The organism is Streptomyces sp. NPDC001220 (assembly GCF_053597895.1).
This window is the reverse complement of the sequence record NZ_JBSFJE010000013.1, coordinates 20,331-45,078: the sequence shown is the minus strand read 5'-3', so window position 1 is coordinate 45,078 and position 24,748 is coordinate 20,331. Positions and strand designations below refer to the sequence as shown.

At 72.4% G+C, this 24,748-nt stretch carries 23 protein-coding genes; 10 read left to right on the top strand and 13 right to left on the bottom strand.

The annotated features are described in order from the left end of the window. Positions 1–128: 128 nt before the first annotated feature. The 6 genes from ACWDGI_RS28875 to ACWDGI_RS28850 form a co-directional block, all read right to left on the bottom strand. Positions 129–1,085 carry a fumarylacetoacetate hydrolase family protein gene (locus ACWDGI_RS28875; protein ID WP_450763854.1) on the bottom strand — a complete coding sequence of 319 codons (957 nt, stop codon included), beginning with the start codon at positions 1,083–1,085 and terminating at the stop codon, positions 129–131. 3 nt (positions 1,086–1,088) lie between these two features. Beyond that, complete coding sequence (locus ACWDGI_RS28870; protein WP_450763852.1) at positions 1,089–2,495, bottom strand: FAD-binding oxidoreductase; 1,407 nt, start codon at positions 2,493–2,495, stop codon at positions 1,089–1,091. 8 nt (positions 2,496–2,503) lie between these two features. Beyond that, on the bottom strand, positions 2,504–3,472 hold the full coding sequence (locus ACWDGI_RS28865) for a cyclase family protein (RefSeq protein WP_450763850.1): 969 nt from the start codon (positions 3,470–3,472) through the stop codon (positions 2,504–2,506). Continuing rightward, positions 3,469–4,473: an amidohydrolase family protein gene (locus ACWDGI_RS28860; protein ID WP_450763848.1), complete on the bottom strand. Its 1,005-nt coding sequence runs from the start codon at positions 4,471–4,473 to the stop codon at positions 3,469–3,471. Before ACWDGI_RS28860 ends, ACWDGI_RS28865 begins: the two co-directional genes overlap by 4 nt. Beyond that, positions 4,470–5,594, bottom strand: a complete 1,125-nt coding sequence (locus tag ACWDGI_RS28855; RefSeq protein ID WP_450763846.1) for an FAD-dependent monooxygenase — start codon at positions 5,592–5,594, stop codon at positions 4,470–4,472. Before ACWDGI_RS28855 ends, ACWDGI_RS28860 begins: the two co-directional genes overlap by 4 nt. Positions 5,595–5,676: 82 nt before the next feature. Continuing rightward, entirely contained in the window at positions 5,677–5,982 is a 306-nt protein-coding gene (locus ACWDGI_RS28850; RefSeq protein WP_450763844.1) for an antibiotic biosynthesis monooxygenase family protein, read from the bottom strand. A gap of 242 nt (positions 5,983–6,224) precedes the next feature. Here ACWDGI_RS28850 and ACWDGI_RS28845 point away from each other — a divergent pair, with 242 nt between their 5' ends. The 6 genes from ACWDGI_RS28845 (at position 6,225) to ACWDGI_RS28820 (ending at position 13,351) form a co-directional block, all read left to right on the top strand. Next, entirely contained in the window at positions 6,225–7,232 is a 1,008-nt protein-coding gene (locus ACWDGI_RS28845; protein ID WP_450763842.1) for a fumarylacetoacetate hydrolase family protein, read from the top strand. Then, entirely contained in the window at positions 7,229–8,164 is a 936-nt protein-coding gene (locus ACWDGI_RS28840) for a VOC family protein (protein ID WP_450763840.1), read from the top strand. Before ACWDGI_RS28845 ends, ACWDGI_RS28840 begins: the two co-directional genes overlap by 4 nt. A 29-nt stretch (positions 8,165–8,193) precedes the next feature. Continuing rightward, the gene (gene hisD / locus ACWDGI_RS28835; protein WP_450763838.1) at positions 8,194–9,495 is read left to right on the top strand and encodes a histidinol dehydrogenase; all 1,302 of its coding nucleotides are present in this window, start codon (positions 8,194–8,196) and stop codon (positions 9,493–9,495) included. Next, complete coding sequence (locus ACWDGI_RS28830) at positions 9,492–10,253, top strand: SDR family NAD(P)-dependent oxidoreductase (protein ID WP_450763836.1); 762 nt, start codon at positions 9,492–9,494, stop codon at positions 10,251–10,253. The genes hisD and ACWDGI_RS28830 overlap by 4 nt, the downstream gene beginning before the upstream one ends. A 282-nt stretch (positions 10,254–10,535) precedes the next feature. Further along, complete coding sequence (locus tag ACWDGI_RS28825; protein ID WP_450763834.1) at positions 10,536–12,443, top strand: hypothetical protein; 1,908 nt, start codon at positions 10,536–10,538, stop codon at positions 12,441–12,443. 149 nt (positions 12,444–12,592) lie between these two features. Next, positions 12,593–13,351: a class I SAM-dependent methyltransferase gene (locus ACWDGI_RS28820; protein ID WP_450763832.1), complete on the top strand. Its 759-nt coding sequence runs from the start codon at positions 12,593–12,595 to the stop codon at positions 13,349–13,351. Here the strand turns inward: ACWDGI_RS28820 and ACWDGI_RS28815 are convergent. The 5 genes from ACWDGI_RS28815 to ACWDGI_RS28795 form a co-directional block, all read right to left on the bottom strand. Continuing rightward, a complete protein-coding gene (locus ACWDGI_RS28815) occupies positions 13,321–14,064 on the bottom strand; it encodes a GntR family transcriptional regulator (protein WP_450763831.1) in 744 nt (247 codons plus the stop codon). The two genes, ACWDGI_RS28820 and ACWDGI_RS28815, sit on opposite strands and share 31 nt — an antisense overlap. A 120-nt stretch (positions 14,065–14,184) precedes the next feature. Further along, positions 14,185–15,351, bottom strand: coding sequence for a serine hydrolase domain-containing protein (locus ACWDGI_RS28810; RefSeq protein ID WP_450763829.1), 1,167 nt, complete (start codon positions 15,349–15,351; stop codon positions 14,185–14,187). An 89-nt stretch (positions 15,352–15,440) separates the two neighbouring features. Then, the gene (locus ACWDGI_RS28805; protein ID WP_450763827.1) at positions 15,441–15,845 is read right to left on the bottom strand and encodes a nuclear transport factor 2 family protein; all 405 of its coding nucleotides are present in this window, start codon (positions 15,843–15,845) and stop codon (positions 15,441–15,443) included. Between the two features lie 20 nt (positions 15,846–15,865). Next, positions 15,866–16,834 (bottom strand): acetylxylan esterase, encoded by a 969-nt coding sequence (locus ACWDGI_RS28800; protein WP_450763825.1) that lies wholly within the window; start codon positions 16,832–16,834, stop codon positions 15,866–15,868. Positions 16,835–17,183: 349 nt separating this feature from the next. Next, positions 17,184–17,771: an Rv1733c family protein gene (locus tag ACWDGI_RS28795; RefSeq protein ID WP_450763823.1), complete on the bottom strand. Its 588-nt coding sequence runs from the start codon at positions 17,769–17,771 to the stop codon at positions 17,184–17,186. A 438-nt stretch (positions 17,772–18,209) separates the two neighbouring features. On the opposite strand from ACWDGI_RS28795, the gene ACWDGI_RS28790 reads away from it, so the two are divergent. Both ACWDGI_RS28790 and ACWDGI_RS28785 read left to right on the top strand, forming a co-directional pair. Next, complete coding sequence (locus ACWDGI_RS28790) at positions 18,210–19,133, top strand: NADP-dependent oxidoreductase (protein ID WP_450763821.1); 924 nt, start codon at positions 18,210–18,212, stop codon at positions 19,131–19,133. After that, a complete protein-coding gene (locus ACWDGI_RS28785; RefSeq protein ID WP_450763819.1) occupies positions 19,130–19,879 on the top strand; it encodes a GNAT family N-acetyltransferase in 750 nt (249 codons plus the stop codon). The genes ACWDGI_RS28790 and ACWDGI_RS28785 overlap by 4 nt, the downstream gene beginning before the upstream one ends. Here ACWDGI_RS28785 and ACWDGI_RS28780 read toward each other — a convergent pair. Then, positions 19,840–20,283: a MarR family winged helix-turn-helix transcriptional regulator gene (locus tag ACWDGI_RS28780; RefSeq protein ID WP_450763817.1), complete on the bottom strand. Its 444-nt coding sequence runs from the start codon at positions 20,281–20,283 to the stop codon at positions 19,840–19,842. The genes ACWDGI_RS28785 and ACWDGI_RS28780 overlap by 40 nt on opposite strands. 180 nt (positions 20,284–20,463) lie before the next feature. Between ACWDGI_RS28780 and ACWDGI_RS28775 the strand changes: the two genes are divergently transcribed. Both ACWDGI_RS28775 and ACWDGI_RS28770 read left to right on the top strand, forming a co-directional pair. Further along, the gene (locus ACWDGI_RS28775) at positions 20,464–21,528 is read left to right on the top strand and encodes a hypothetical protein (protein ID WP_450763815.1); all 1,065 of its coding nucleotides are present in this window, start codon (positions 20,464–20,466) and stop codon (positions 21,526–21,528) included. A 33-nt stretch (positions 21,529–21,561) separates the two neighbouring features. Continuing rightward, positions 21,562–22,347, top strand: coding sequence for a putative protein N(5)-glutamine methyltransferase (locus tag ACWDGI_RS28770; RefSeq protein ID WP_450763813.1), 786 nt, complete (start codon positions 21,562–21,564; stop codon positions 22,345–22,347). Positions 22,348–22,526: 179 nt separating this feature from the next. Here ACWDGI_RS28770 and ACWDGI_RS28765 read toward each other — a convergent pair whose 3' ends face one another. Continuing rightward, complete coding sequence (locus ACWDGI_RS28765) at positions 22,527–24,605, bottom strand: SpoIIE family protein phosphatase (protein WP_450763811.1); 2,079 nt, start codon at positions 24,603–24,605, stop codon at positions 22,527–22,529. Positions 24,606–24,748 lie beyond the last annotated feature (143 nt).

Genomic DNA, 24,748 nt, shown 5'->3' with positions numbered 1-24,748 from the left:
CCAGCGGACGGCCGTCGAGGAAGGGGGTCGGGGGGACTCTCAGGAAGATGCGATGCCAGGCATCCGGGCACCGGATACCCCCAGGTGGGGGGCCTGCGCGCACCACAGGCCCCCCACAGCTTCGGGTGCTACGGGCGGGGCGTGCGACCCCTCTTGCGGGCCCGCGGAAGATAGGCGTCCGCCCGCCCGGGCACGATCCGGTTGGACACCGTGCCGAGCCCCTCGACGCTCAGCGTCACCTCGTCGCCGGGCTTCAGCGGGGGCGGGGTGCGCTCACCGAGCCGGCCCCAGAACTCCGCCAGCGAACCCCAGCCGCAGGTGCCCGAGCCGAGGATGTCACCGGGCCGCACCCACGCGTCCCGGCTGGCGTAGGCGATCATCTCCTCGAAGGTCCAGGAGCTGTTGGCGAGGGTGTCCCGGCCGATCAGCTCGCCGTTCAGGGTGACCGTCATCTCCAGGTCCAGGAAGCCGTCCGGATCCCGCCGGTCCCGCACCTCGTCGGCGGTGACCAGACAGGGGCCGAGCGTGTTGGCGAAGTCCTTGCCCTTGGAGAAGCCCAGGCCGAGGTTCTTCTCCGGCTTCTGCAGGTCACGGGCCGACCAGTCGTTGAAGACCAGGTAGCCGACGATGTGGTCCCCGGCCCGCTCGGGGGTGAGGTCGCGCCCGCTGCGGCCGATGACCGCGCCGACCTCCAGCTCGAAGTCCAGCACCGAGCAGCCCGCCGGGACCGGGACGTCGTCGTGCGCGCCGTAGGCGGCATGCGGGTTGGTGAAGTAGAAGTTGGGCGCCCGGTACCACTCCTCGGGCACCCGCTCCAGACCGTCCAGCGACTTCGACACACCCTCGATGTGCGCCTCGAAGCCGACGAAGTCCCGGATCGACGGCGGTTTCAGCGGCGGCAGCAGCCGCACCTGATCTACCGTCAACTCACCTGGTGCGTCCAGGGCTTCGATGCCGGCCGCGTACAGCACCTCCGCCTCGATCAGCGTCAGGAGGCTCACCCCCTCGGGCAACGGGTGGATGACCCCGTCCCGCACCACACCGGCGCGCTCCTCGCCGTCGTGCTCGTAGGTCGCGAAACGCATGGCTCACTGCTCCCAGTGGTTGGTGTTGGTGACGGTCCCGGTGCTCAGATAGCCGGCGAACACGCCCTTGGGGTCACGGGCGGCCCGGATCTCGTTCAGGCGCCGCCACTGCTCGTCGCCCATGAACCGCACCTGCCGTACCGTGAAGTCGGAATCCCCGAGGTACTGGCCGACGGTCACCGGCTGCATCGCCGCCATCGCCGCGTCCAGCCAGCCGCGCAGCTCCGCGTCCCGCCCCGGCTCGTCGTGGACGACATAGCTCGCGCAGTAGATCTCCGACTGCAACGAGAAGGCCATGTCCGGCAGTCGGCGCAGCGGGGCCATGGAGAACCAGATGGTGAACGTCCCCCGGGTCGGGTGCTCGGTGAACGCCTTGCGGATCGCCGGAACGACCTCCTCGGCGGTGCCGGTCAGCCAGGCGTTGTCGACGAAGTAGCGGTGACCCTCCGGGTTGGCGGCGCGCTGCCCGGCCAACTGGTCGGCAAAGGTGGTGGGTTGCGCCTCGACCCGGAACAGGGCCCGGTCGGCGTACGGGTTGGCGTGCAGGGGCGCGAGCGCCTCGGCCGCCGCCTGAGGGGTGTCCGTCATCGCCACACCCGTCACCAGCAGCACCGGTTCGTCGAGGTCGGGCGGGGTCTGCGTGAGGGCGACGATCTCCACCAGGTCGGAGACCGTGTGATGGGTGTGGTGCAGCCAGGTCATGACCTCCTCGAAGAGGTCCAGCGGGTAGGCGTGCACGGTGTGTGCCAGATGTCCGGGGAGCGGACGGGTGCGCAGATGGAAGCGGGTCACGACCCCGAAGAAACCCGGGCCCGCACCGCGCGCCGCCCAGAACAGGTCGCTGTGCCGCGTCCCGTCGGCACGGACCAGCTCGCCGTCCGCCGTGACCAGGTCGATCGCCACGATGTTCTCGGCCGCCCAGCCCCAGCCGCGCGCGTTCCAGCCCTGCCCACCCTGGAGCAGGAAACCGCCGATGCCCACCGACGGACAGTGCCCGCCGTTGAAGAACCGCCCGAACTCACCGAGATGCGGGTTGAGTTCGTCGCCGCCCTTGACGCTGGGGGTGGCCGTGACGATCCCGGTCCGCGGGTCGTACGCCATCTCGCGGAAGGTGCCGAGATCGATCAGCAGCGTGTCCCGGCGCACCGACCAGGCCGCCCAGCTGTGCCCGCCGGAGCGCACGGCGACCTGCCAGCCGCGCTCCAGGGCGAGCCGTACGCCCTCGACCACGTCCTGTTCGGTGGCCGCCTTGAGCACGGCGGCCGGAGTGCGGTCGGCCGGACGGCGGGCATTGAAGACCCGCCGGTACACGGCCTCCTCGAAGTCCTCGTCACCGGGGAGATGGAGGGTGCCGGAGAAGCGGTTCCCGTTCGGGGGTCCGGGGGTCGTCCCCCGCTGGACCGCGGTCACCGGGCGGCTCACTTGACCGCGATGGGGTTGACGGGGGCACCGACCGCGCCGGTCACCGGCAGCGGTGCCGCCACCAGCAGGAACTCGTAGACACCGTCAGCCGCGCAGTCCTCCGCGAGCGCCTCCAGGTCCCACATCTCGCCGAGCGGCAGGCCCATGTTGGGGATGGCGATCTGGTGCAGCGGCGACATCGCCGGCTCGGCGAACTCGTACGGCCGTACCTCGAGCCCCCAGGTGTCGGAGGCGATGGCCGCGATCTCCGTGCGGTGCAGCCAGCCCAGGGTGGTGAAGGACAGGCCGGGCGCGTCCCCCGCCGCGTACCCGCCCCACTCGCCGAGCCGCCGCACCCGGCCCAGCTGGCCGGTGCGCACGAGCACGATGTCACCCCGGCGGACACCCGACGTGGCGCCCTGCGCCTCGATGGTGACGCGCAGGTGCTCCTCCATGATCGGGAAGCCGTCCTGGAGTTCACCGCGCGCGTCGCCGGCCGCCCGGCCGACGTCGAGCAGCACTCCGCGGCCGGTGAAGGCGTCCCGCATGTGCTCGATACCGGTCACGGAGTCGCCGTCGCCGTTGACGATCGTGCACGGACGGCCGTTCCAGGCCTGCTTGTGGTCGTAGATGTGGCCCAGCCCGTCCCACTGCGTGGAGGCCTGGAGCGGCATCAGCACGTGGTCGTCGGCGCCGCCGAAACCGTGCGGGAAGCCCTGGGTGCCGGCCGCCGCGTCGGAGCCGGTGTCCCGCATGTAGTGCACCGGGTTGATCCGGCCCCGGAAACCGCGCTGCGGTCCTGACTCGTTGAACTCCTGCGCCAGCGAGAAGGAACGCCCGCGCCGGACCAGTCCGGCGGCGTGCGCGCGGATCGCGTCGTCGACGAAGTTCAGTGTGCCCAGTACGTCGTCCTCACCCCAGCGGCCCCAGTTGCGGTACAGGGCGCGGGCCTTGGCGAGCTCTTCCTCGATGGGACCGACGGTCATCGGACGTGTCCTTTCAGCAGCAGTTCCAGGGCGTTGCCCCCGGCGATCGCGTCGCGCGCGACCGGGTCGAGACCGGCCGCGTCGAGCCGGGCCACCGGATCCGTCACCCCCATGTCGAAGGGGTGGTCGGTGCCGAGCACCACCCGGTCCGCGCCCACCTCCTCGACCAGATGCCGCAGCGCGCGGGGGGTGTAGACCAGTGCGTCGAACCACATCCGGCGCAGGTAGGAGCTGGGAGGTTCGGCGCAGCCGCGCGCGTCCGGCCGTACCCGCCAGGCGTGGTCGGAGCGGCCGATGTACGTCGGCAGATAGCCGCCGCCGTGCGCGGCCACCAGCTTGAGCCGCGGGAAGCGGTCCAGGACCCCGGTGAAGATCAGCCGGGAGAGCGCGACCGCGGTCTCGGTGGGCTGGCCGACCGTGTTGCCCAGGTAGTGCGTGGCGAGCCGGTCGCCGAGCGAGCAGCCCCAGGGGTGCACGAAGACGACCGCGCCCAACTCCTCGGCCTTCAACCAGACTTCGTCGTGCGCGGGGTCGGCGAGCTCGCGGCCCTCGACGGTGGTGGAGACGCTGATGCCGTACAGGCCCAGCTCGGTGACCGCCTTGTCCAGCAGGGCGACCGCGAGGTCCGGGTGCTGGAGCGGTACCGTGCCCAGACCGTGCAGCCGCTCGGGCGCGATGGCGCAGTGCGCGGCCACCGACTCGTTGACGGTACGGGCCAGTCGTACCGCCAGATCGGGGTCGGCCCAGTAGTGGTGCATGGGCATCGGGCCGACCACCTGGGCGTCGACGCCCATCGCGTCCAGGTCGGCGAGCCGGACCCCGACGTCCGTCAACTTCCGCGTGTGCCTCCGGAGTTGAGCTCGGTTGACGGCCAGCGACTCGGGGGAGTGGGCGCGCTGCTCGGCGGCCAGCTCGGCCGCGAAGCCCTCGGTGCCGGCCACCAGGGCGTCGGCCCCGGGGACCGCGAGGTGGCCGTGGAAGTCGACGACGGGCGTGCTCATGCGGCCACCGTCAGCGAGGAGAGCGTCTCCGACATGATCCGCGCCGGGTCGGCGCCCGGGGTCTCCGGGTGGATCTCCCACTCGGCGAGCCGCAGGGAGTTGTCCAGCACCATCCGCACCCGCGGCAGCCGCCTGGCCATGAACCGGGCCAGCGCCCGGTCCACCGGCTCGTCGGCGGTGACCAGTTCGGCCAGCAGCACCGCGTCCTCCATGCACATCGCGGCACCCTGCGCGATCAGCGGCGGACAGGCGTGCGCCGCGTCGCCGATCACCATCGCCCGGCCCCGGTGCCAGTCCTCGTCGACCAGCACCGCCTCGATCCAGCGGTAGTCCACCGCCGTGTCGTCGGGCAGCGAGGCGATGATCTTCCCCCAGGTGCCGCCGTACCCGGCGCCGCGCTCGCGCAGCAGGTCCAGCGGGGCGCGCGGGCCGATCAGGGAGGCGTCCAGGTTCTCGTCGAGGAGGTAGGCGTAGCACTGGTCGCCGGATATCGGGCTGTAGCCGGCCTTGTAGCGCGGGCCGCCGTAGTACACCTCGGCGCAGTCCATCTCGGCGGGCCGCTCCGCCACCACCCGGAAGATCGACATGCCGACCGGGCGGGGCTTCGTGGTGATGCCGACGAGCGCGCGCAGGGCCGAGTTGATGCCGTCCGCGCCGACCACCAGGTCGTAGCGGCCGGCCGAGCCGTCGGTGAAGGTGACATCGATGTGACCGGGGAAGCGGTCGAGGCGCTCGGCGCTCAGGCCCAGGCGGACCGTGACGCCGTGCGCGTACACCGCCTCGCACAGCGCGTTCTGCAGGTCCGAGCGGAGTGCGCCCGCCGTGGAGGGCAGGTCCGCACCGCCCGTGTGCGGGGTCGCCAGCTCGGTGATCAGACCGCCGTCCGCCCGGCGCAGCCGCATGAGGTCGAACGGCACCGCCCGGGCCAGTACCCGGTCCAGCACGCCGACCGCGCGCAGCGCCTTGAGCGCGTTGCCCTGAATGGTGATGCCATGGCCCACCCCGAACCACCGGGGCGAGATCTCGACGAGCTCCACCTCGACACCGCGCTGGGCGAGCGCGAGGCACAGCACGCTTCCGGTGATGCCGCCGCCGACGACGAGCACCTGGTGAACGGGCATGGGCGATCCTTGCTCACGGTAGACAGACCTCGGAGGAGAAAGACCTCGGAGGAGAAAGACAGGGAGCAGCGGCCTGCGGCTGTCAGCCGGTGAAGCGCGGGCCCAGCTCGTGGTAGTGCTCGACGGCCGGCGGTACGGCGAAGAACGGGCCGACCAGCGCCCGCCAGCGCGCGAACCGCTCCGACTCCCGGAAGCCGGCCGTGTGCGCCTCGACCGACTCCCAGCCGACCAGCAGCAGGAAGGTCCGCGGCCGCTCGTCGCAGCGCAGCAACTCCGCCCAGCGGAAACCGCCGGCCTCGGCGAGCACCTCACGGGCCTTGCCGAAGACCTCGGCGAATTCGGCTTCCCGGCCTTCCTCCACGGTCAGCTCGGCATGCTCGACCACCACGGTGTTCTCCTCGGGTTCGGGGTGGCATCGAGCCTGGTCGGCGGTCCGCGCAGGGTCAACGGATCGAGGCATCGGCAAGGGGGACGGCATCCATCCGGTACGGCGATGGCGCCACCGCACGTCACCGCCGGCACGGGATCGCGGCGCAGGCGATGGCAGGCATCGCCAACGGCCATTTCCGGCGACCGGGCCCGGTGCCTAGCGTCGAGGGCGAGCCCCCACCCGTACGAGGAGAGCCGCCCGTGCCCGAACCTTCCCCCTTCTCCGCAGGCCCTTTCTCCGCAGGCCCCTTGCCCGCCGGCCCCTTCGCGCTCGGCACCTTCGGCGACGGCGCGACCGCCTTCCCCGGGCTGGTGGCCGGCGCGCGGGTCCGTGACCTCTCCGGCCTGGTGGCGTCGGTACGCGCGCTGGTCGAGGACTGGGACACCTGGCTGCCCCGGCTGCACCAACTGGCCGCCGACGCCGACGCCGACGCCGACGGCACCTGGCACGACCTGGCCGAGCTGCGGGTCCTGACACCGATCGAACCGGGCCAGATCCTGCAGAGCGGCGCCAACTACCGCAAGCACGTGGTCGACCTGGTCGCCGCCGAGAAGGAGAGCGTGCACGGCGCCACCCCGCGGGAGGCCCGCGCCGACGCCGAGAAGATGATGGACGAACGGATCCGCGACGGAGTCCCGTACCTCTTCCTCGGATCACCGCGCGCGCTGTGCGGACCCTACGACGACATCGTGCTCCCCGCGCTCGGCGAACAGCACGACTGGGAACTCGAACTCGCCCTGGTCATCGGGAAACCGGGGAAGGACATCCCGGCCCAGGAGGCGATGTCGTACGTCGCCGGGTACACGATCTGCAACGACCTGACGACCCGGGACCGGCTCTACCGGCCCGACCTGAAGGCCGTCGGCACCGACTGGTTCACCGCCAAGAACGCCGACACCTTCCTGCCGACCGGCCCCTTCCTGGTCCCCGCGGAATTCGTCGGCGACCCGGGCGACCTGCGGATCACGCTGCGGCACAACGGGGTGGTCCGGCAGGACGAGTCCACCAAGGACATGATCTTCGACATTCCGCGGCTGATCGCCTACGCCTCCACGACCACCACCCTGCGCCCCGGCGACCTGCTGCTCACCGGCTCCCCGGCCGGCAACGGCGCGCACTGGGGGGTCTTCCTCAGGCCCGGAGACGTGATCGAGGCGGAGATCACCGGCCTCGGCCACCAGCGCAACACCGTCAGGAGCCAGCCATGAACTTCCAGCCCATCAGCCATCTGCGCCATGTGGACCTGGCCGTACCGGACTTCGCCACCCAGCGCGCCTTCTACGGCACCACCTGGGGCCTGACCGAGGTCGCGAACGACAACGGGATCGCGTTCTTCGCCGCCGAGGGCAGCCCCGAGCAGTACATCGTCCGCATCCGCGAGGACGAGCGGAAGCGGATGGACCTCGTCGCCTTCGGCGCGGTGTCCCCCGCGGCGGTGGACGAACTCGCCGTACGGCTCGGCCGCGCCGGAGTGCGGATCATCCACGAGCCCCGGGCACTGGACACCCCCGGCGGCGGCTACGGGCTGCGGTTCTTCGACCCCGACGGACGGGTCGTGGAGGTCTCGGCCGACGTGGCCACCCGCAGCCACCGCAGGATCGAGGAGCGCGAGGCCGTCCCGGTGCGGCTGTCGCACTGCGTGGTCAACTCCCAGGACCCGGAGGGACTGCGCGATTTCTACGTCCGGCACCTGGGCTTCCGGCTCACCGACACCCTGTACTCCACGCACATGGGTGACCTCATGTACTTCCTGCGGTGCAGTCCGCTACACCACTCCTTCGCCATCGCCCGTGGGCCCCATGTGTCGCTGCACCACGCCTCGTTCGAGATGCGGGGGGTGGAGGAGTACATGCGCGGCACCGGGCGTGCGCTGCGCGCCGGGACCCGGCTCACCTGGGGGCCGGGACGGCACCTGGCGGGCGACAACACCTTCTCGTACTTCCACGACCCGCACGGCAACACCGTCGAGTACACCACCGAACTCGCCGTCCTCGAAGAGGACCTCTGGCACCCCGGCCGCCACGACGTGGCCGACCCGGTCACCCAGGACCAGTGGGGCACCGCCGACCCGATGAGCGAGTCGGTCGCCAAGGAGCAGTTCAACGACCCCGACGTGCTCTTCGAAGCGCCCCCGGTGTGACCCCGATCCTCCAGAGAAAGGCCGTAGTCGTGGCAGAGATCCTGAAGCACGCCGTCCCCGGGGCCGAGGTGGCCGCCTCCCTCGACCAGGTGCGCACCACCGTGGCCGGCGTCATCGCCGACATCCGCGAACGCGGTGACACGGCCGTGCGCGGGTACTCCGAGAAGTTCGACCAGTGGAGCCCCGGCTCCTTCCGGCTGAGCGCCGAGGAGGTCGAGAAGATCGTCGCCTCGGTGCCCCGGCAGGTCATCGACGACATCACGTTCGTGCAGGAACAGGTCCGTGGCTTCGCCCGGCACCAACTGGACTCCCTGCGCGCCTTCGAGGTGGAGACACTGCCGGGCGTGCGGCTCGGGCAGAGGCACATCCCGGTGCAGGCGGCCGGCGCCTACATCCCCGGCGGGCGCTACCCGCTCACCGCCTCCGCCCACATGACCATCGTCACCGCCAAGGTGGCGGGCGTGCCGCGCGTGGTCGCCTGCACCCCGCCCATCCACGGAGAGATCCCGGCCGCCACCGTCGCCGCCATGCACCTGGCGGGCGCCGACGAGATCTGGCTGCTCGGCGGGGTCCAGGCGGTGGCCGCGATGGCCGTGGGCACCGACACCATGAAGCCGGTCAACCTCGTCGCCGGACCCGGCAACGCCTATGTGGCCGAGGCCAAGCGCCAGCTGTTCGGCGAGATCGGCATCGACCTGTTCGCCGGACCCACCGAGATCCTGGTCCTCGCCGACGCGCAGGCGGACCCGTTCGTCTGCGCGGTCGACCTGCTCTCCCAGGCCGAGCACGGCCCGGACTCCCCGGCCGTGCTCATCACCACCTCCCGAGAGGTCGCCGAGAAGACCATCGCCGAGGTCGAACGGATCCTGCCCTCCATGCCCATCCGCGACTACGCCGGACCCGCCTGGCGCGACCACGGCCAGGTCCATGTCGTCGACACCCTCGACGAGCTGTACGCCCTCGCCGACACCTTCGCGTTCGAGCACGTGGAGGTACTGACCGCCGAGCCGCGCCTGGCCCTGGAGAAGATGACCCAGTACGGCGCCCTGTTCCTGGGCGAGGGCACCTGTGTGTCCTTCGGCGACAAGGTGATCGGCACGAACCATGTGCTGCCCACACGTGGTGCCGCCCGCTACACCGGCGGCCTGTGGGTGGGGAAGTACCTGAAGACGGTCACCTACCAGGAGGTCACCGACACCGCCTCGCAGGCCCTGCTCGGGCGGCTGTGCGGACGCGCCTCCCGGGTGGAGCTGTTCGAGGGCCACGCGCGTTCCGGCGACGTTCGGGCCGCGAAGGCCGCGGGCGACGGACTGCCCTGGAACGAAGCGTGAGCCTGGACGGCCGTACGGCCCTGATCACCGGCGGCGGAGGCCCGCTGGGCCGGGCGTTCGCGCTGGCGCTCGCCGATGCCGGTGCCCGGGTGGTCATCGTCGGCCGGAACGAGCGGGCCCTCGCCGAGGCGGCGGCCGAGGTGGGCGAAGCGGCCCGTACGGCGGTGTGCGACGTCCGCGACCCGGCGTCCGTGCGCACCCTGGCCCGTCAACTCGGCGACGAGGAAGTGTCGTTGCTGGTCAACAACGCGGGTGTCGCAGGACCGGTGCGGCCGCTCGTCGACGTCGAACCCGACGAGTGGGACGACGTGTTCGCCGCCAACGTCCGCGGCGTCTACCTCATGTGCCGGGCCTTCCTGCCGCCCATGCTGGCCGCCGGACGCGGTGACATCGTCAACGTCGCCTCGGTCAGCGGCAAGCGCCCGCTGCTCCACCGCACCCCGTACACCGCGTCCAAGATGGCCCTGATCGGCCTCACCCGCACCCTGGCAGGCGAGGTCGGCCCCCAGGGGGTCGCGGTCAACTCTCTCTCCCCGGGCCCGGTCCGGGGACCCCGCATGGACCGCAACTTCCGGCTCACCGCCGAACTCACCGGCTCCACGGTCGAGGAGGCGGAACGCGACTTCGTCTCCCGGGCCGCGCTCGGCCGGCTGGTCGAGGAGGACGAGGTCGCCCAGGCCCTCGTGGCGATGCTCGCGATGCCCGGACTGTGCGGTGCGGACATCGACCTGTCGGCGGGGATGATCGCACCGGCGTGACCACCCGGGGAAACACGGCGAGGCGGACGGCGCGCGGGCCGTCCGCCTCGCCGTCGCGCGTACCCACCGCCGGCGACTGTGGCCACTCTGTGTGATCGCTGTCAAGTGAGCCGGACGATCGAAGGCATCGGGTTCCGGGATGCGTGTGTGCGAGGCCTGTCCCGGGTTTCCGCAGGCTGCTTCACTCCCACCTGCACACCTCATGTGCCTCCGTCGCCTCGGTTCCGTCCGGCGACTCGTGACTCTGCGCGACGGCGCACTCCACCCGTGGAAAGGCCTGCAATGACGCTGACATCCCGACGCTCCTTCCTGATCGCCGGTTCCGCCACAGCGGCGGCCGTACTCGTTCCGGCCGCCTCCGGCACCGCCACCGCCGCGCCGCAGGCGTCGGGCAGCACACTCTCCGTCGGCGCCGGGGAGACCTGTGAACTCGCCGCGACCACCAGGGTCAGCCGGCTGACCATCGGCGCCGGCGGCAGGATCGTCGCCCCGGACGGGTACGACATCACCCTCACCGTCGACGGCGTGGAGACCGGCCAGCTGCTCACCGCGACCGGCGGCACCGCGACCCTCGTCCAGGCCGGCACCTACCTCGGCGACGTCGTCCTCACGGTCGCCGGGTCCAACGACGTCACCTACCAGACGCTGACCTTCCCGTTCCGGCAGGCTCTGTACGTCGGCTCCGACGGCGTCGACACCGCGAAGTCCGTGCTGTCCGCCGTGCGCGGCGGCAGGGTCACCGACACGGCCGCCCGCAACGTGTCGATCACGTCCACCGGTGAGTGCTTCAACGGCGTCTACGTGGAGAGCGGCAGCTACACCCTGCAGAGCCCCACCATCACCCTCGACGGCAACGGCCGCTGCGACTTCGCCGGGTACGGCGCGGCCGTGGTCGGCGACGGCGCCACGACCAGGCTGGTCGTGGACGGCGCCCGGATCAGCAACAGGGGCGTGGTGCGCACCACCGTCATCGCCGACAACGGCGCCAACGTCCTCGTCAAGGACTCCTTCCTGCGCGCCCGCAACGGCGTCCTGCCCGCCGACTACCAGGCCACCGTCGAGACCCCGTACATGGAGTCCGTGCCCTGGATGCTCGGCCTCGACGGCAACGTCCGTGCCACCAACCTGATCGGCAAGGACAGCGTCGCCACCTACCTCGACTCGACCGTCTTCTCGGAGACGTGGGGTGCGCTGTCGGTGGAGGGCGGCAGCGGGCTGAAACTGACCGCGATCAACAGCCATGTCGGCAACACCGGCGACTACGGCTACGGCACCTACGCCATCGGCGACGCCACCGTCCGCGTGCTCGGCTCCCGCTTCGACGTCGGCTCCTACGCGACGATCATCGCCGGACCGGCCGCCGTCGTGCACTACGGCGACAGCACCCGCGAGGCGGTCGCCGCGCTCAACACCGAACTGGAACTGGGCCTGACAGAGGCGGAGTTGGCGAGTGTGCCGGTGCGCAGCACGGTCGTGAACTCCGGTCACTTCGGCTACATGTTCTTCGGCGCAGGCCAACTCACCCTGGACGGCGGCACCGTCGTCAACTCCGAACGGGCCACCTTCCTCAACAAGGGCCAGCAGACGACGATCTCGGTCGACGGCTCGCGGGGCGCCCGGCTCAACCCGCGCGACGGAGTCATCCTCCAGATGATCGAGCTGGACGACCCGGGTCCGGTCAACGTCAACGGCAGGATGATGAACATCGGCGTCTACACCGAGCCCACCACCGACCCGGCCAAGGACCCCTCCTTCGACGTCACCGCCGTCCACGCCACCGACGGTGCCGCCACCTTCAGCTCCATCAAGGTGAAGGGCGACTTCTACAACGGTGTGCGGGGCGGCAGGAACATGGTCCTCACCTTCGAGGACTCCGGCGTCGAGGGCGTCATCTCGGCGACCCGGGCCAGGCACCGGGTGCCCTCGATCGACTCGTCGACCTTCTACGAGCTGGGCATCGTCACCAACACCGCGCAGGCCGCCGTCAACAACGGCGTCGTCGTCCGCCTGAACAGCGGCTCGACCTGGACGGTCACCGGTACCTCGTACCTGACCGGCCTCACCCTCGCCGCCGACGCGGCCGTGCGGGCGCCGCGCGGCAGGACGGTGAAGCTGACCGTGGACGGCACCGAGACCGCCCTCACCGCCGGCTCCACCTACACGGGCGCCCTGACGCTGACCGTGGCGTGACACCCGGCGCCCCGACGCTCGCCGCGCCCTGACGCTCGCCGCGCCCTGACGCTCACCGTGGCGTGACGACATCCGCCCGAAGGCGCGGCCCGTCGTACGCGCCGCGCCTTCGCCGTGTCCGGCGGCGGTCACTCCCGTAGGCTGGCCGGATGTTCAGCCCCGATGGCCCGAGTCTCCGCGAGCTCACCGTCCAGGCCCTGTCCTCGGTCGAGCGCGGCTACGACCTGCTGGCCCCGAAGTTCGACCACACCCCCTTCCGGACCCCGGACCCGGTCCTGGAGTCGGTGGCCAAGGCACTCACCCCGCTCGGCCCGTTCACGGACGGCCTCGACCTGTGCTGCGGTACCGGCGCCGGCCTGGACGTGCTGGCCCAGGCGTGCCGGACCAGCGTCACCGGCGTCGACTTCAGCGCCGGCATGCTCGACATCGCCCGGCGGCTGCCCCCGCCCGACGGACCGGACGTCCGCTGGGTGCGCGCGGACGCCCGGGCCCTGCCGTTCGGACCCGCCTTCGACCTGGTCGTCAGCTTCGGGGCGTTCGGGCACTTCCTGCCCCGGGAGCTGCCCGGCCTCTTCGGGCAGGTGCACTCGGTACTGCGGCCGGACGGCACCTTCGCCTTCCCGGTGCTGGCGCCGCCCCGCCCCACCGGCCTCGGGTTCTGGATGCTTCTCGGCTTCGACGCCGTGATGCGGGTGCGCAACGCCCTGTGGCGGCCGCCGTTCGTCATGTACTACCGGGCCTTCCGACTCGGCTTCGTGCTGGAGGAGTTGGAGCGGGCGGGGTTCTCGGTGGAGCTGTGCGCACTGCCCGAGTTCGGCCGGCGCGAGGACGACAGCCCGCGCGCCCGGCTCGTCGTGGCCAGGAAGGCAAGCGAAGGTCACCCCGCGGCCGGGACCGTGAACTCGTAGACCAGCGTGTCCTGCTGGGCGTCCACCACGAGGTCGGTGATCTCCAGCGGGCGGGCGTACTGGTCGTGCACCCGGCGGGTCACCAGGACCGAGGCCGCGTCCGCGACCTGGCTGATCGAGTCCCGGTGGTGCAGGGTGAGCCCGGCCTTGCGCATCCAGTCGTAGGCCCGGCGGAGTTGGGCGGCGGCCGTGCCGTCGGCCCGGTCCCGGTAGCGGCCGAGTTCCTCGACCTCGGTCAGGGCGACGGCCGAGAAGGAGGTCACCGCGGTGCGCAGGGCGCGGCCGTCGGGGGAGGCGGACTCGTAGCGGTGGACCAGGGTCGGCCGGTGCGGGGCGAGGCCGAGTGCCGCCGCGTGCTGCGGCGGTGGCTCCTCCCAGGTCACCGTGGCCCGGTCGACCGCGCCGTGCTCCGTGGCCCCGGCGCCCACGGGGAACGCCAGGGAGACCGGGCTCTCCACCGGCCGGCCGTGCAGCCTGGCGTGACTGCCGCGCCGGTCGGTGGCGACCAGGCCGCTGTGGCGCAGCACCTCCAGCGCCTGCCGGACGGTCTCCCGGCTGACACCGAAGTGCTGTGCCAACTGCCTTTCCCCCGGCAGCCGTTCACCCGGCGGGATGGTACCGGCGCGCAGCTCGCCGAGCAGCTGTGCGGCGATCCGCCCGTACAGGGGCTGCCCTTCGCTGTCGGAGTGGTCGTGCGGGGTGGTGCGGACCATGCCGCGCCTCCTGTTGGTGACAAGACGTAGCCGTGCGGGCTCATTGCGCGACCAGATCTAGCATTGGTCTAAACCATCAGGGAAGGGCGGCTCGCAGGTTCGGCCGAAACCGAACCGGCCTCACAGGCTCGCGTAGAGGGCGTTCACCAGGGCCGTCTTCCGTGGATCATCCGCGATCCGTGGCCCCATCCGGTTCATCACGTACCCCAGCGAAACCCCTGCCTCCGGATCGGCCAGCCCGCACGAACCGCCGAACCCGTCGTGGCCGAATGCCCGCGGGTTCGGTCCGTAGGAGCCGTTCGCCCCGCTCAGCCACAGGCCGAGCGCCACCTCGGTCTCGTGCTCGAAACCCGCCCCGAGCACCAGGTCACGGCAGCTGCCCTGCCCCTCGCGCACCCGCTCGGCCGCCTCCGGCGACAGCAGGCGCAGGCCGCGGTACTCGCCCCGGCCCGCGAACACGCCGTACAGCGCGGCCACCGCCCGGGCCGTGCCGTGACCGTTGGCCGCCGGGATCTCGGCCGCCCGCCACTCCGGCGTGTTCGCCGCGGACGCGCCCACCCCGGGGTTGGCCAGGGCCGCCACCGCGGCCGGCGCCAACTGGCTGAAGATCGCAGCCTGTTCACTGTCGGACGTGACCCGTGGATGGTCCAGTACCGCCACCCGCCCGGACTCCTTCTCGGGCAGCCCGACGGTGAAGTCGATGCCCAGCGGCCCGGTCACCTCCCGCTCCAGGAACGCCCCCGGCAGCAGGCCCGACACCCGCCGCACCACCTCGCCGACCAGGAAGCCGTAGGTCATCGCGTGGTACCCGGACCGGGTTCCCGGCTCCCACCAGGGCTCCGTCGCCGCCAGCCGGGCGGTCGTGAGCTCCCAGTCGTACAGCTGCTCGAGCGAGTGCGGCTCGCGCAGGCCGGACAGTCCGGCGCGGTGCGAGAGCAGATGCCGGACGAGGACCCGTTCCTTGCCCGCCGCCGCGAACTCGGGCCAGTAGTCGGCCACCGGCGCGTTGAGGTCCAGCCGTCCCCGGTCGGCGAGGATGTGCGCGCACAGGGCCACCGGGCCCTTGGTCGTCGACCAGACGTTCACCAGGGTGTCCCGCTCCCACGGCCGGTCGCGCCCCGGGTCCGCCCAGCCGCCCCACAGATCCACGACCGTCTCGCCGTCGACCGTCACCGCCACGGCGGCGCCCAGTTCCTCCCGGTCCCGGAAGTTCTCCTCGAAGGCCTCCCGCACCGCCGCGAAACGCGGCTCGCAGTGACCGTGGACCGGTGGCTCGTGCTCGGACATGCGTCCTCCGTCGTACGCCGGAAAACCCGGACCGCGACGCTGCGGCCCGGGCACCCTGAACGTACCGACTGGTCGGACTGGAGGGAAGGTCAGTGGAGGAAGAGGCCCCCGTACGGCTCCTGGTGCCCCGCGGTGGTGTGCCAGTAGTCGCGGCTCTCCACCGCCAGACCCCGCCCGTCGAAACGCACGAACACACACCCGGCCAGCGTGACCGCCGCACCGCTCTCCTCGGAGAACACCCGGAACTCGGCCACCGCGCCCCCGTCCGGCCCGACCAGGGGTGCGGAGAACCGCACGTCCCTCACCCGTTCCCCTTCGAACGACCAGCGCAGATACGCGGCGAGCGCGTCGCGGCCCCGATGCGGCTCGCGGAACGGCATCGAGCGGTGCACGCACCCCTCGGCGTACAGGGCGAGCAGCAGGTCCACGTCGTGCGCGGCCCAGCCCCGCTCCCAGACCCGGACGAACCGTTCGGCGGCCTCGCGCGTGTCCATCTCCGGCCCTCCTCCGGCTCTCAGGCGTAGGTGCGAAGCCAGCTCAGCTTCGCCGCCTCGTGGTACGGACCGCCGCCCTCGTGGTCGTTGAAGTCGTACACCTCGATCTCCTTGTCCTCGTGCGCCCAGGCGTTGAAGGCCGAGAACACCGTGGACGGCGGGCAGGTCTGGTCCTCCAGGGCCGCCGAGAACAGCGCCGGGGCCCGGCCGCGCGCCGCGAAGTGCACACCGTCGAAGTAGGACAGAGTCCGCTGGACGTCCGCCGAACGGCCGCGGTGCGTCTTGAGGAACAGGGCGATCTCGCGGTACGGGTGACGGTCCGTCAGGGAGACGGCGCGCGGGAAGTCGCACAGGAACGGCACGTCCGGCGCCACCGCGACCAGGTCCGGGACCAGGCCGCCGACCGCGATGGTGATCCCGCCGCCCTGGCTGGCTCCGAGCGCCACCGTCCGCGCCGCGTCGGTCAGCGGGTGCGAGCGGGCCGCCTCGATCGCCCGGACCGCGTCCGTGTACACCCGGCGGTAGTAGTAGTTCTCGGGCGCGTCGACGCCCCGCGTCATGAACCCGGGGAACGCCGGCGCGCCGCCCACCGGGTCGGCGGTGCCGCCCCCGCCACCCCAGGCGCTGCCCTGGCCGCGGGTGTCCATCACGAAGTGCGCCCGCCCGGTCGACGCCCACAGCAGGTTCTCGTGCGCCAGGCCGCGCCCGCCGCCGTAGCCGATGAACTCGACGATCAGCGGCAGCGGTCCGGTGGCCCCGGCCGGCAGCCGCAGCCAGCCCTTGACCGGGTGGCCGCCGAACCCGGCGAACGTCACGTCGTACACGTCGACCGTGGACAGCCCGGTGTCGACCGGCTCGAAGCGGGCGTCGAGATCGTGCTCGCGAGCCTCCTGAAGCGTCCCGGACCAGAAGGCGTCGAAGTCCTCGGGCGCCACCGACGCACTGCGGTGCTCACGGAGTTCGTCGAAGGGAAGGTCGAACAGAGCCATCAACAACCGCCTTTGGCGAAGGGATCGTGCAGATGATCACACCGTACGTCGGTCATCGGACCAGTCGCCAGGCTTCCGCACCGTCCGGCGCCCACCGTGAACCCCTACCTTCGGCGGTCGATTCGCTGGTCAGAGGCGTCAGGCCGGTCGTCGCCGGCGGGGCCCGGGAGCGCCCGGGCAGCCGGGCCGCCGGCACAGGTGGTCGGGTCACCGCGGATGCGGATGCGGATGCGGATGCGGATGCGAGTGCGAGTGCGAGTGCGAGTGCGAGGTGGTGCGGTGTGGCGGGTGCGGACCTCGTACGCGGACAGCGCGGCAGGGGATCTGCGGGGCGGGGACCGCCGGGGCCTCAGGCGCGTCCGCGGGTCCAGTCCGGGCCGGTGCGGGCCCACTCCTGCTCCCACTCGGCGAGCCGGTGCCGCAGCGCGACCCGGCGGACGACACCGTGGCCGAGCAGCACCACGGCCGCGGCGCCGCCCGTCCCGCACAGGCCCACGGTGACCGTGTGCTGCCAGACGGCGACCTCGTCGGGCGGTGGGGCGACACCGTGCCCCCGACGGTCGAACCACACCTCCACGGTGTCACCGGCCCGGGTCCCGGCCGGCACCCGGGCCAGGACGGTCCTCGTCCCCTTGCCGGGTTCGGTCCAGCGGACGTCCGTCTGATAGGCGTGCTCCCGGTCGCCGCCCTCCGCCGTCGGGAGCTGCTCCGGCGTGCTCCCGACGACCACCGCCCGGACCATGTGCCGCTCGGCCCGCTCCACCGTCGCCACCGACCGCGCCCGCTCGTGGGCCCACAGCCCCGCCACCGCCCCCACCAGGGGCGCACCCACGCACAACAGGACCGCCACGGACAGCGCGATCCATGCCTCCACCAGGTCGGACCTGCGCCGCAGCGGGTTGTGCCGCCAGCGCCAGCCACGCACTCGGGTACGCATGTCGACCTCCTCGCCGCCACGGGAGCCGTAGGGCCGGACAGCCGGTCCGCAGCTCCCAGCGTGCCCCCCTTGCACGCGAGCGTCCACATCGATCTGTTACCCCGTACGGGGTACCTGGCCCACCTGCCCGAGCCAACAGGGCGACATCGGCCGAAGCGCACGTTCCGCCACGCGCCGCGTGCCCGTCCCCGGCGCCCCGGGCCGCCCGGCCCGCACGCCCCCACCAGGCCGCCCGGCAGGCCCCCGGCGGGCCCTCCAACAGGCCGCCCGGCAGGCCGCTCTTCGGCCGGCCCGCTCGGTTCGGCCCAGGTCAGGACCTCGATCATTGCGGCCGTATGAACGATTCGGGGGCGCGGGAATAGCGGCCGGACGATCGTCCTTGGCCCAGAGTGCCGGTACCGGGACACCGGTGACAGCATCCGAGAGCGAGGAAGAACGATGCCCAAGGCGTACGTCTACACCAGCCACGGCGGGCCCGAGACCGAGGCCTTCGCCGAGGTGGACCGGCCCGTTCCCGGCCCCGGTGAAGTGCTGGTCGCGGTGCGGGCCGCGGGGGTCAACCCCGTCGACTGGAAGCTGCGCACCGGTTTCCGTCGCCCGGGCGAGGGCGAGGCGCGCTTCCCGGTCGTGCTCGGCAGCGAGGCCGCCGGAGTGGTGGAGGAGCTCGGCGAGGGCGTGACCGGGTTCGCGGTCGGCGACGAGGTCTTCGGCAACACGCCCACCGGCGCGTTCGCCGAGTACGCCCTGCTGACGGCGTCCGTGACGGCGCACAAGCCGGCCGCGCTGTCCTTCACCGACGCCGCCACCCTGCCGGTCGCCGCGGCCACCGCCTACGACGGGGTACGCCAGCTCGACCTGCCCGAGGGCGCCACCCTGCTGGTCACCGGCGCGGGCGGCGGAGTCGGCGCGGCGGCCGTGCAGATCGCCCGCGCCTGGGGGCTGCGGGTCGTGGGCCTGGCGAGCGAGGCCAAGAAGGACTTCGTCGAGTCGCTCGGGGCCGTGCACGTGCCGTCAGGCCCCGGCCTGGCGGAGCGGGTGCGGGCCGCCGCGCCCCAGGGCGTGGACGCGGTGTACGACCTGGTCGGCGGCGAGGTGCTCGCCGAGGCGGCCGAGCTGCTCGCCGACCGCACCAAGCTGATCACCGCGGGCGCCGCCCCGGACACCGTCGCCGCGCTGGGCGGCAGCCGGGTCGAACGCGCCCGTACCGCGGCCGTTCTCGACGAGGTGGCGGAACTGGTCGTGGGCGGCGAGCTCGACCCGCAGGTGTCGCGGACCTTCCCGCTCGACGAGGCCGGCCAGGCGCTGCGCACCGTCGAGGACGGGCACGCGCGCGGCAAGGTCGTGATCGAGGTCGCCGCATGAGCATCCCGGCTCCCCGAGAGAGCGCGCCGCACATCCTGGACAACCCCGCTCTCGCCTCGCTCACCGGCCCGCACGCCCTCTTCGCCGAACGGCGCGGACGGATCCTGCGCTACCCGGTCGACGTCTCCCCGTGGCTGGCGCTGCCCGACGAGCCCGACGCCGACGACTGGGCCGATCTCGCCGCCCTGGCCGGGCCCGGCACGGAGGTCGGGCTGCCCGGCTACCGCGGCGACCTCCCGGACGGCTGGGAACTCACCATGAACATCGCGGGCGTGCAGCTGGTCGACGAGGGCATGGACGCCGTCCCGGAGCCGCAGGCGATCCGCCTCGGCCCGGCCGACGTACCCGAGATCCTCGACCTGATCGAGCGCACCCGGCCGGGCCCCTTCCTGCCCCGCACCATCGAACTCGGCACCTACCTGGGCATCCGCCGGGACGGCAGGCTCATCGCGATGGCGGGGGAGCGGCTGCACCCGCCGGGCTGGACCGAGATCAGCGCGGTCTGCACCGACCCGGCGTACCGGGGCGAGGGCCTGGCGACCCGGCTGATCCGCGCGGTCGCGTACGGCATCCGGGCCCGCGGCGAGACCCCGTTCCTGCACACCAGCGCGGGGAACGCCACCGCGATCCGGCTGTACGAGTCCCTGGGCTTCCGGCTGCGCCGACGTACCGCCTTCCTCGCGGCCCGGGTGCCGCAGACGCTCGGTCAGTCCTCGCCGGTGCCCGCCGACGTCCCGGCGTTGTAGCGCTCCAGGTATCCGGCGAACCTGACCAGGTCCTCCTCCGGCCAGTCCGCCAGCCGCTCCCGGAACGCGGCCCGGCGGCTGCCCGTTACCTGGGCCAGGATCTCCTGGCCCGCCTCGGTGAGATGCAGTACCTGGACCCGGTGGTCCTCCGGGTCCAGGCGCCGCTCGATCAGCCCCGCCCGCTCCAGCGCCCCCACCTGCCGGCTGACCGTCGACTTGTCCAGCGCGTAGTGCGCGGCGAGGTCGGTCGCCCGGCAGCCGCCGCGCTCCTCCAGATGCCCGAGGAGTGTGTACGACACCAGCGACAGCTCGGGGTGCATGCGTCCGGCGGACGCCCGGGCCCGGCGCGCGAAGGCCGTCATCTCGCGCTGGATGGTCTCGACAGCCACCTCGGCGGCCGTCATGGGAGGACCTTCGACGGCGGTACCTGCCCCAGCAACACCCTCACGGGAATACCTCCTCCGACGTTCTAGTTGTATAGTACAACTTGAATGAGAGTTGTATAAGCCAACCAGTTTGCCCGGAAAATCCAAGACCGGAAGATCCAAGACCCGAAGATCCGGAAGATATGGAGGTCGTACGCGATGAGGTCACCGGCACTGCGCCATGTGCTCACGCACCTGATCACCCCGCTGCTGATGTGCCTGGGCATGGGACTGGCGTACCTGGGTGCGTTCGTCCACCCGGCGCCCCACCAGATGCCCGTCGCCGTGGTCGGCGCCGGACCGAAGGCGAAGGTGTTCGCGCAGACCGTCAAGGACACCGCCGGTGACCAGCTCGACGTCCGTACCGTCCCGACCCGCGCCGCGGCCGTCGACCTGCTGACGTCCCGGACCGTCACCGGCGCCTATGTGCCGAGCGCCAAGGCGCCCGAGCTGATCGTCGCCAGTGCCGCCTCCGACATGGACGCCACCGCCGTCGAGAAGGTCTTCACCCCGGTCGCCGCCCAGGAGGGTGCCCCGCTCAAGGTCACCGACGTCGCCCGGCCGGTCGCCGACGACCCCACGGGACAGGGTCTGTTCTTCCTGCTCATCGCGGTGAGCATCGGCTCCTACGCCTCGGTCGCCGCCCTCGGCGCGGCCGGCGGAACGCTCCCCATGCGGATCCGCGCCCTGCTCGCGCTCGGTGTCTCCGCCGTCGTCAGCGGCATCGGCGCGCTCCTCGCCGGACCGGTGTTCCACCTCGCCCACCACGACCTGGCCGGCGTCTGGGGCATGGCCTGGCTGTACTCGGCGGGCATCCTGCTCATCGGCGTCGGGCTGCACACCTTCCTGAAGCGGTGGACCACGCTGGCCATGATGGTGCTCTTCGTGATGCTCAACTTCACCAGCTCCGGCGGGTTGTTCCGGCCCGACCTGCAGAACGGCTTCTTCGGCACCCTGCACGCCTTCTGGAACGGCGCCGGCTTCGTCGAGGGCGTCCGCAGCCTGCTGTACTTCGGCGACGACGGCCTGGGCCGCCACGTGTGGACCCTCGCGGTCTGGCTGCTGGCCGGCCTCGTGGTCACCGCTCTCGCGGCGGTGTACGAACGGGTCAAGACCCGGGCCGCGAGCCTGGTCGTACCGGACTCGCCCGCCGGACTCACGGCACAGGTGACCGAGGCCGAGGCGGAGGCAGAGGCAGAGGAGGAGGAAACGGTCGGCGTGTGACCGTCGGACCGGCGGCCGGATAGGCTCCCGGCGATGCCCTCACTCTCCGACACCACCGCCGTCGTCTCCGCGCTGCGCGCCGCGGGCTGCGTCTTCGCCGAGGACGAGGCCGACCTGATCCTCGCCACCGCCCGTACCCCGGACGAGCTGGCCACGATGGTGGACCGGCGCGCCGCCGGCCAGCCCCTCGAACTCGTCCTCGGCTGGGCCCGCTTCCACGGGCTGCGGGTGCTCGTGGAACCGGGTGTGTTCGTGCCCCGCCGCCGTACCGAGTTCCTGGTCGACCAGGCCCTGGCGCAGGCCCCGGACGCGTCCGTCGTCGTGGACCTGTGCTGCGGCTCCGGCGCGGTGGGCGCGGCCCTCGCCGCCGCCCTCGGGGACGCCGAACTGCACGCCGCCGACATCGAACCGGCCGCGGTCGACTGCGCGCTGCACAACATCGCCCCCTACGGCGGACACGCACACCTCGGCGACCTGTTCGACGCCCTGCCCGCCGCGCTGCGCGGCCGGGTCGGCATCCTCGCGGCCAATGTGCCCTACGTCCCCAGCGGCGAGGTGGGCCTGCTGCCCGCCGAGGCCCGCGACCACGAGCCGCTGGTCGCCCTCGACGGCGGCGGCGACGGTCTCGACGTGCTGCGCAGGGTCGCCGCCGGGGCGCCCGAGTGGCTCGCGCCCGGCGGCTGCGTCCTCGTCGAGACCAGCGAACGCCAGGCCGAGGCAGCCGTCGAGGCCTTCGCCGCCGTCGGCCTGACCGCCCGGCTCGCGGTCTCGGACGAGCTGTACGCCAACGTCGTGGTCGGCGTACGCGGCCAGGACTAGGCCGTCGCCCCGCTGCCGGAGGGGCTCGGGGACGGTGAACGGTCGCCCGGGTGCTGCCACGGGCCGCCGTGGTCGTGCCCGCCGCCCCGGCGTCGCCGCGCACCTTGACGTCCGAGCCCAGTCCCTGTGAATTCGCTGAACCCGCGGGCGGCCGGCCCCGCGGCCGTCGGTCTTCGCGGCTACGGCAGTTCCAGCGCCCGCGCGATGAGCAGCGCCACGTCGTCGTGGTTGTCGGGGTGGTGCAGCTCCTGCAGCAGCAGGTCGCAGACCTCCTCCAGCGGGCGGGCGGAATCGTCCAGGAGGGCCAGCAGTGCGTCCAGCCGCTCGTCCAGCGAGTGGCTGCGGGTCTCCACCAGACCGTCGGTGTAGAACACCAGCTCGTCGCCGGGCTCGAAGTCCACGGTCGTCGTGGCGAAGGGGATGCCGCCGACACCCAGCGGGACCCCGGTGGGCAGGTCGAGCAGTTCCGGCGGCCGGCCGGGGCGGACCCGGGCCGGCGGCAGATGGCCGGCGTTGGCGATCCGGCACTGCCGAAGCCGCGGGTCGTGCACGGCGTACACGCAGGTCGCGATGGAGTGGTCGAGGCCCGAGGTGGTCTTGTCCAGGTGTTCCAGCAGGACGGCCGGGTCGAGGCCGAGGGAGGCCAGCGTGTTGGTCGCGGTGCGCAGCCGGCCCATCGTCGCGGCCGCGTTGATGCCGCTGCCCATCACGTCGCCCACCACCAGGGCCGTTCTGCCGCCGTCCAGCGGGATGACGTCGAACCAGTCGCCGCCCACCTCGACGGTGGCGCCGGCCGGCTGGTAGCGCGAGGCGACTTCCAGGCCGTTGGTGACCCGGGGGTGGGTGGGGAGCAGGCTGCGCTGGAGGGTGAGCGCGGTGGTGCGGGCGTTCTGGTACCAGCGGGCGTTGTCGATCTGCACGGCCGCGCGGGCGGCCAGTTCCCGGGCCAGCAGCAGATCGTCGTCGTCGAAGGGCGCCGGATTGCGTGTGCGCTTGAGTTCCAGGGCGCCCAGCACCTCGCCGCGGGCGATCAGCGGCACGGCCAGGTACGAGTGCAGTCCGGCCCGGGCCAGCAGCTCGGCAGCCTCGGGGGAGCGGGCGATCCTCGGCAGGGCCTCGTCCTTGACCTGCGGCACCAGGACCGCCTCACCGGTCCGTACGCACAAGGTGACCAGCAGGTCCGGGGCGTACCGGGCGACCGTGCCCGGCGCGTCGGCCGCCTGCACCGCGTCCGCGTCCAGCTCCGCGCGCACGGCCAGCGCGCGGAGCATGGCCGGCTCGGCCGGTCCGAGCGTGCTGCGCCGGCCCTCGACCACCGTGTCCAGCAGGTCCACGACCGCCACGTCGGCCAGCTCCGGCACGGCGACGTCGGCCAGCTCGGCGGCGGTGCGCTCCAGGTCCAGGGTGGTGCCGATCCGTGTCGAGGCGTCGGCGATCACGGCCAGGCGCCGGCGCGCGTTCTCGGCCTCGACACCGGCCCGGTAGGGCTCGGTGATGTCCACCACCGAGGTCGCCACGCCCAGGACGTTGTCCAGCGCGTCCTCCAGCCGGTAGACCGACAGCGACCAGATGTGCTCCTCGTCCGGGTCGGCCGGCGTGCTGCCCACCGCGGACTGGTCGATCACCGGCTCGCCGGTCCGCAGCACCCGCAGGTACGCCGACTCCAGGGCGTCGGCATCCATGTGGGGCACCACCTCGCGGAGCGTCCGCCCCACGTGCTCCTCGGCCGGGACCCCGTTGATGCGTTCCAGTGCCGGGTTGACCGAGACGAACCGCAGCTTCGTGTCGAGGACAGCCAGCCCGATCGGCGACTGCTTCACGATCCGCTCGGACAGCGCCACGTCCTGCTCCAGCCGGCGCACCGTCGACTGGTCGGCGGCCAGGCCCAGCGCGAACACGTCGCCGTTGTCGTCCGTGAGCCGCATGTTGCGGAACTCCACCACATGGGTGGAACCGTCCTTGTGCCGGATCGGGAAGCCGCCCGCCCAGCTCTGCCCGGTGCTCATCACGTCCGCGAACAGCTTGCCGACCAGACCGATGTGCCGTTCGTCCACCATCAGCCGGGCCGCGTACTGCCCGAGCGCCTCGCGGGCCGAGTAGCCGAACAGCTCCTCGGCCTGGGGGCTCCACAGCACGATGCGCCCCTTGGCGTCCAGCACGACCGAGGCCATGCCGAGGACGTCGAGCAGCCCGCCCGGACGCACGGGTCCGCGCACCGGCTCCTCGCCCTCGGCCACTGACGCCTCGGCTGGACTCATCCCACGCACCGCCTTCGAACCTGCGCACGGCACGCCGTCCCCCGTGCCGACTCCCCTTGTTCTATCGCGCTCACACCCGACTCTCCGACGCCGCCGCCGACTTTTCCACCATCTCTCAACACGGCGGGTTCCGTACGGCGAAA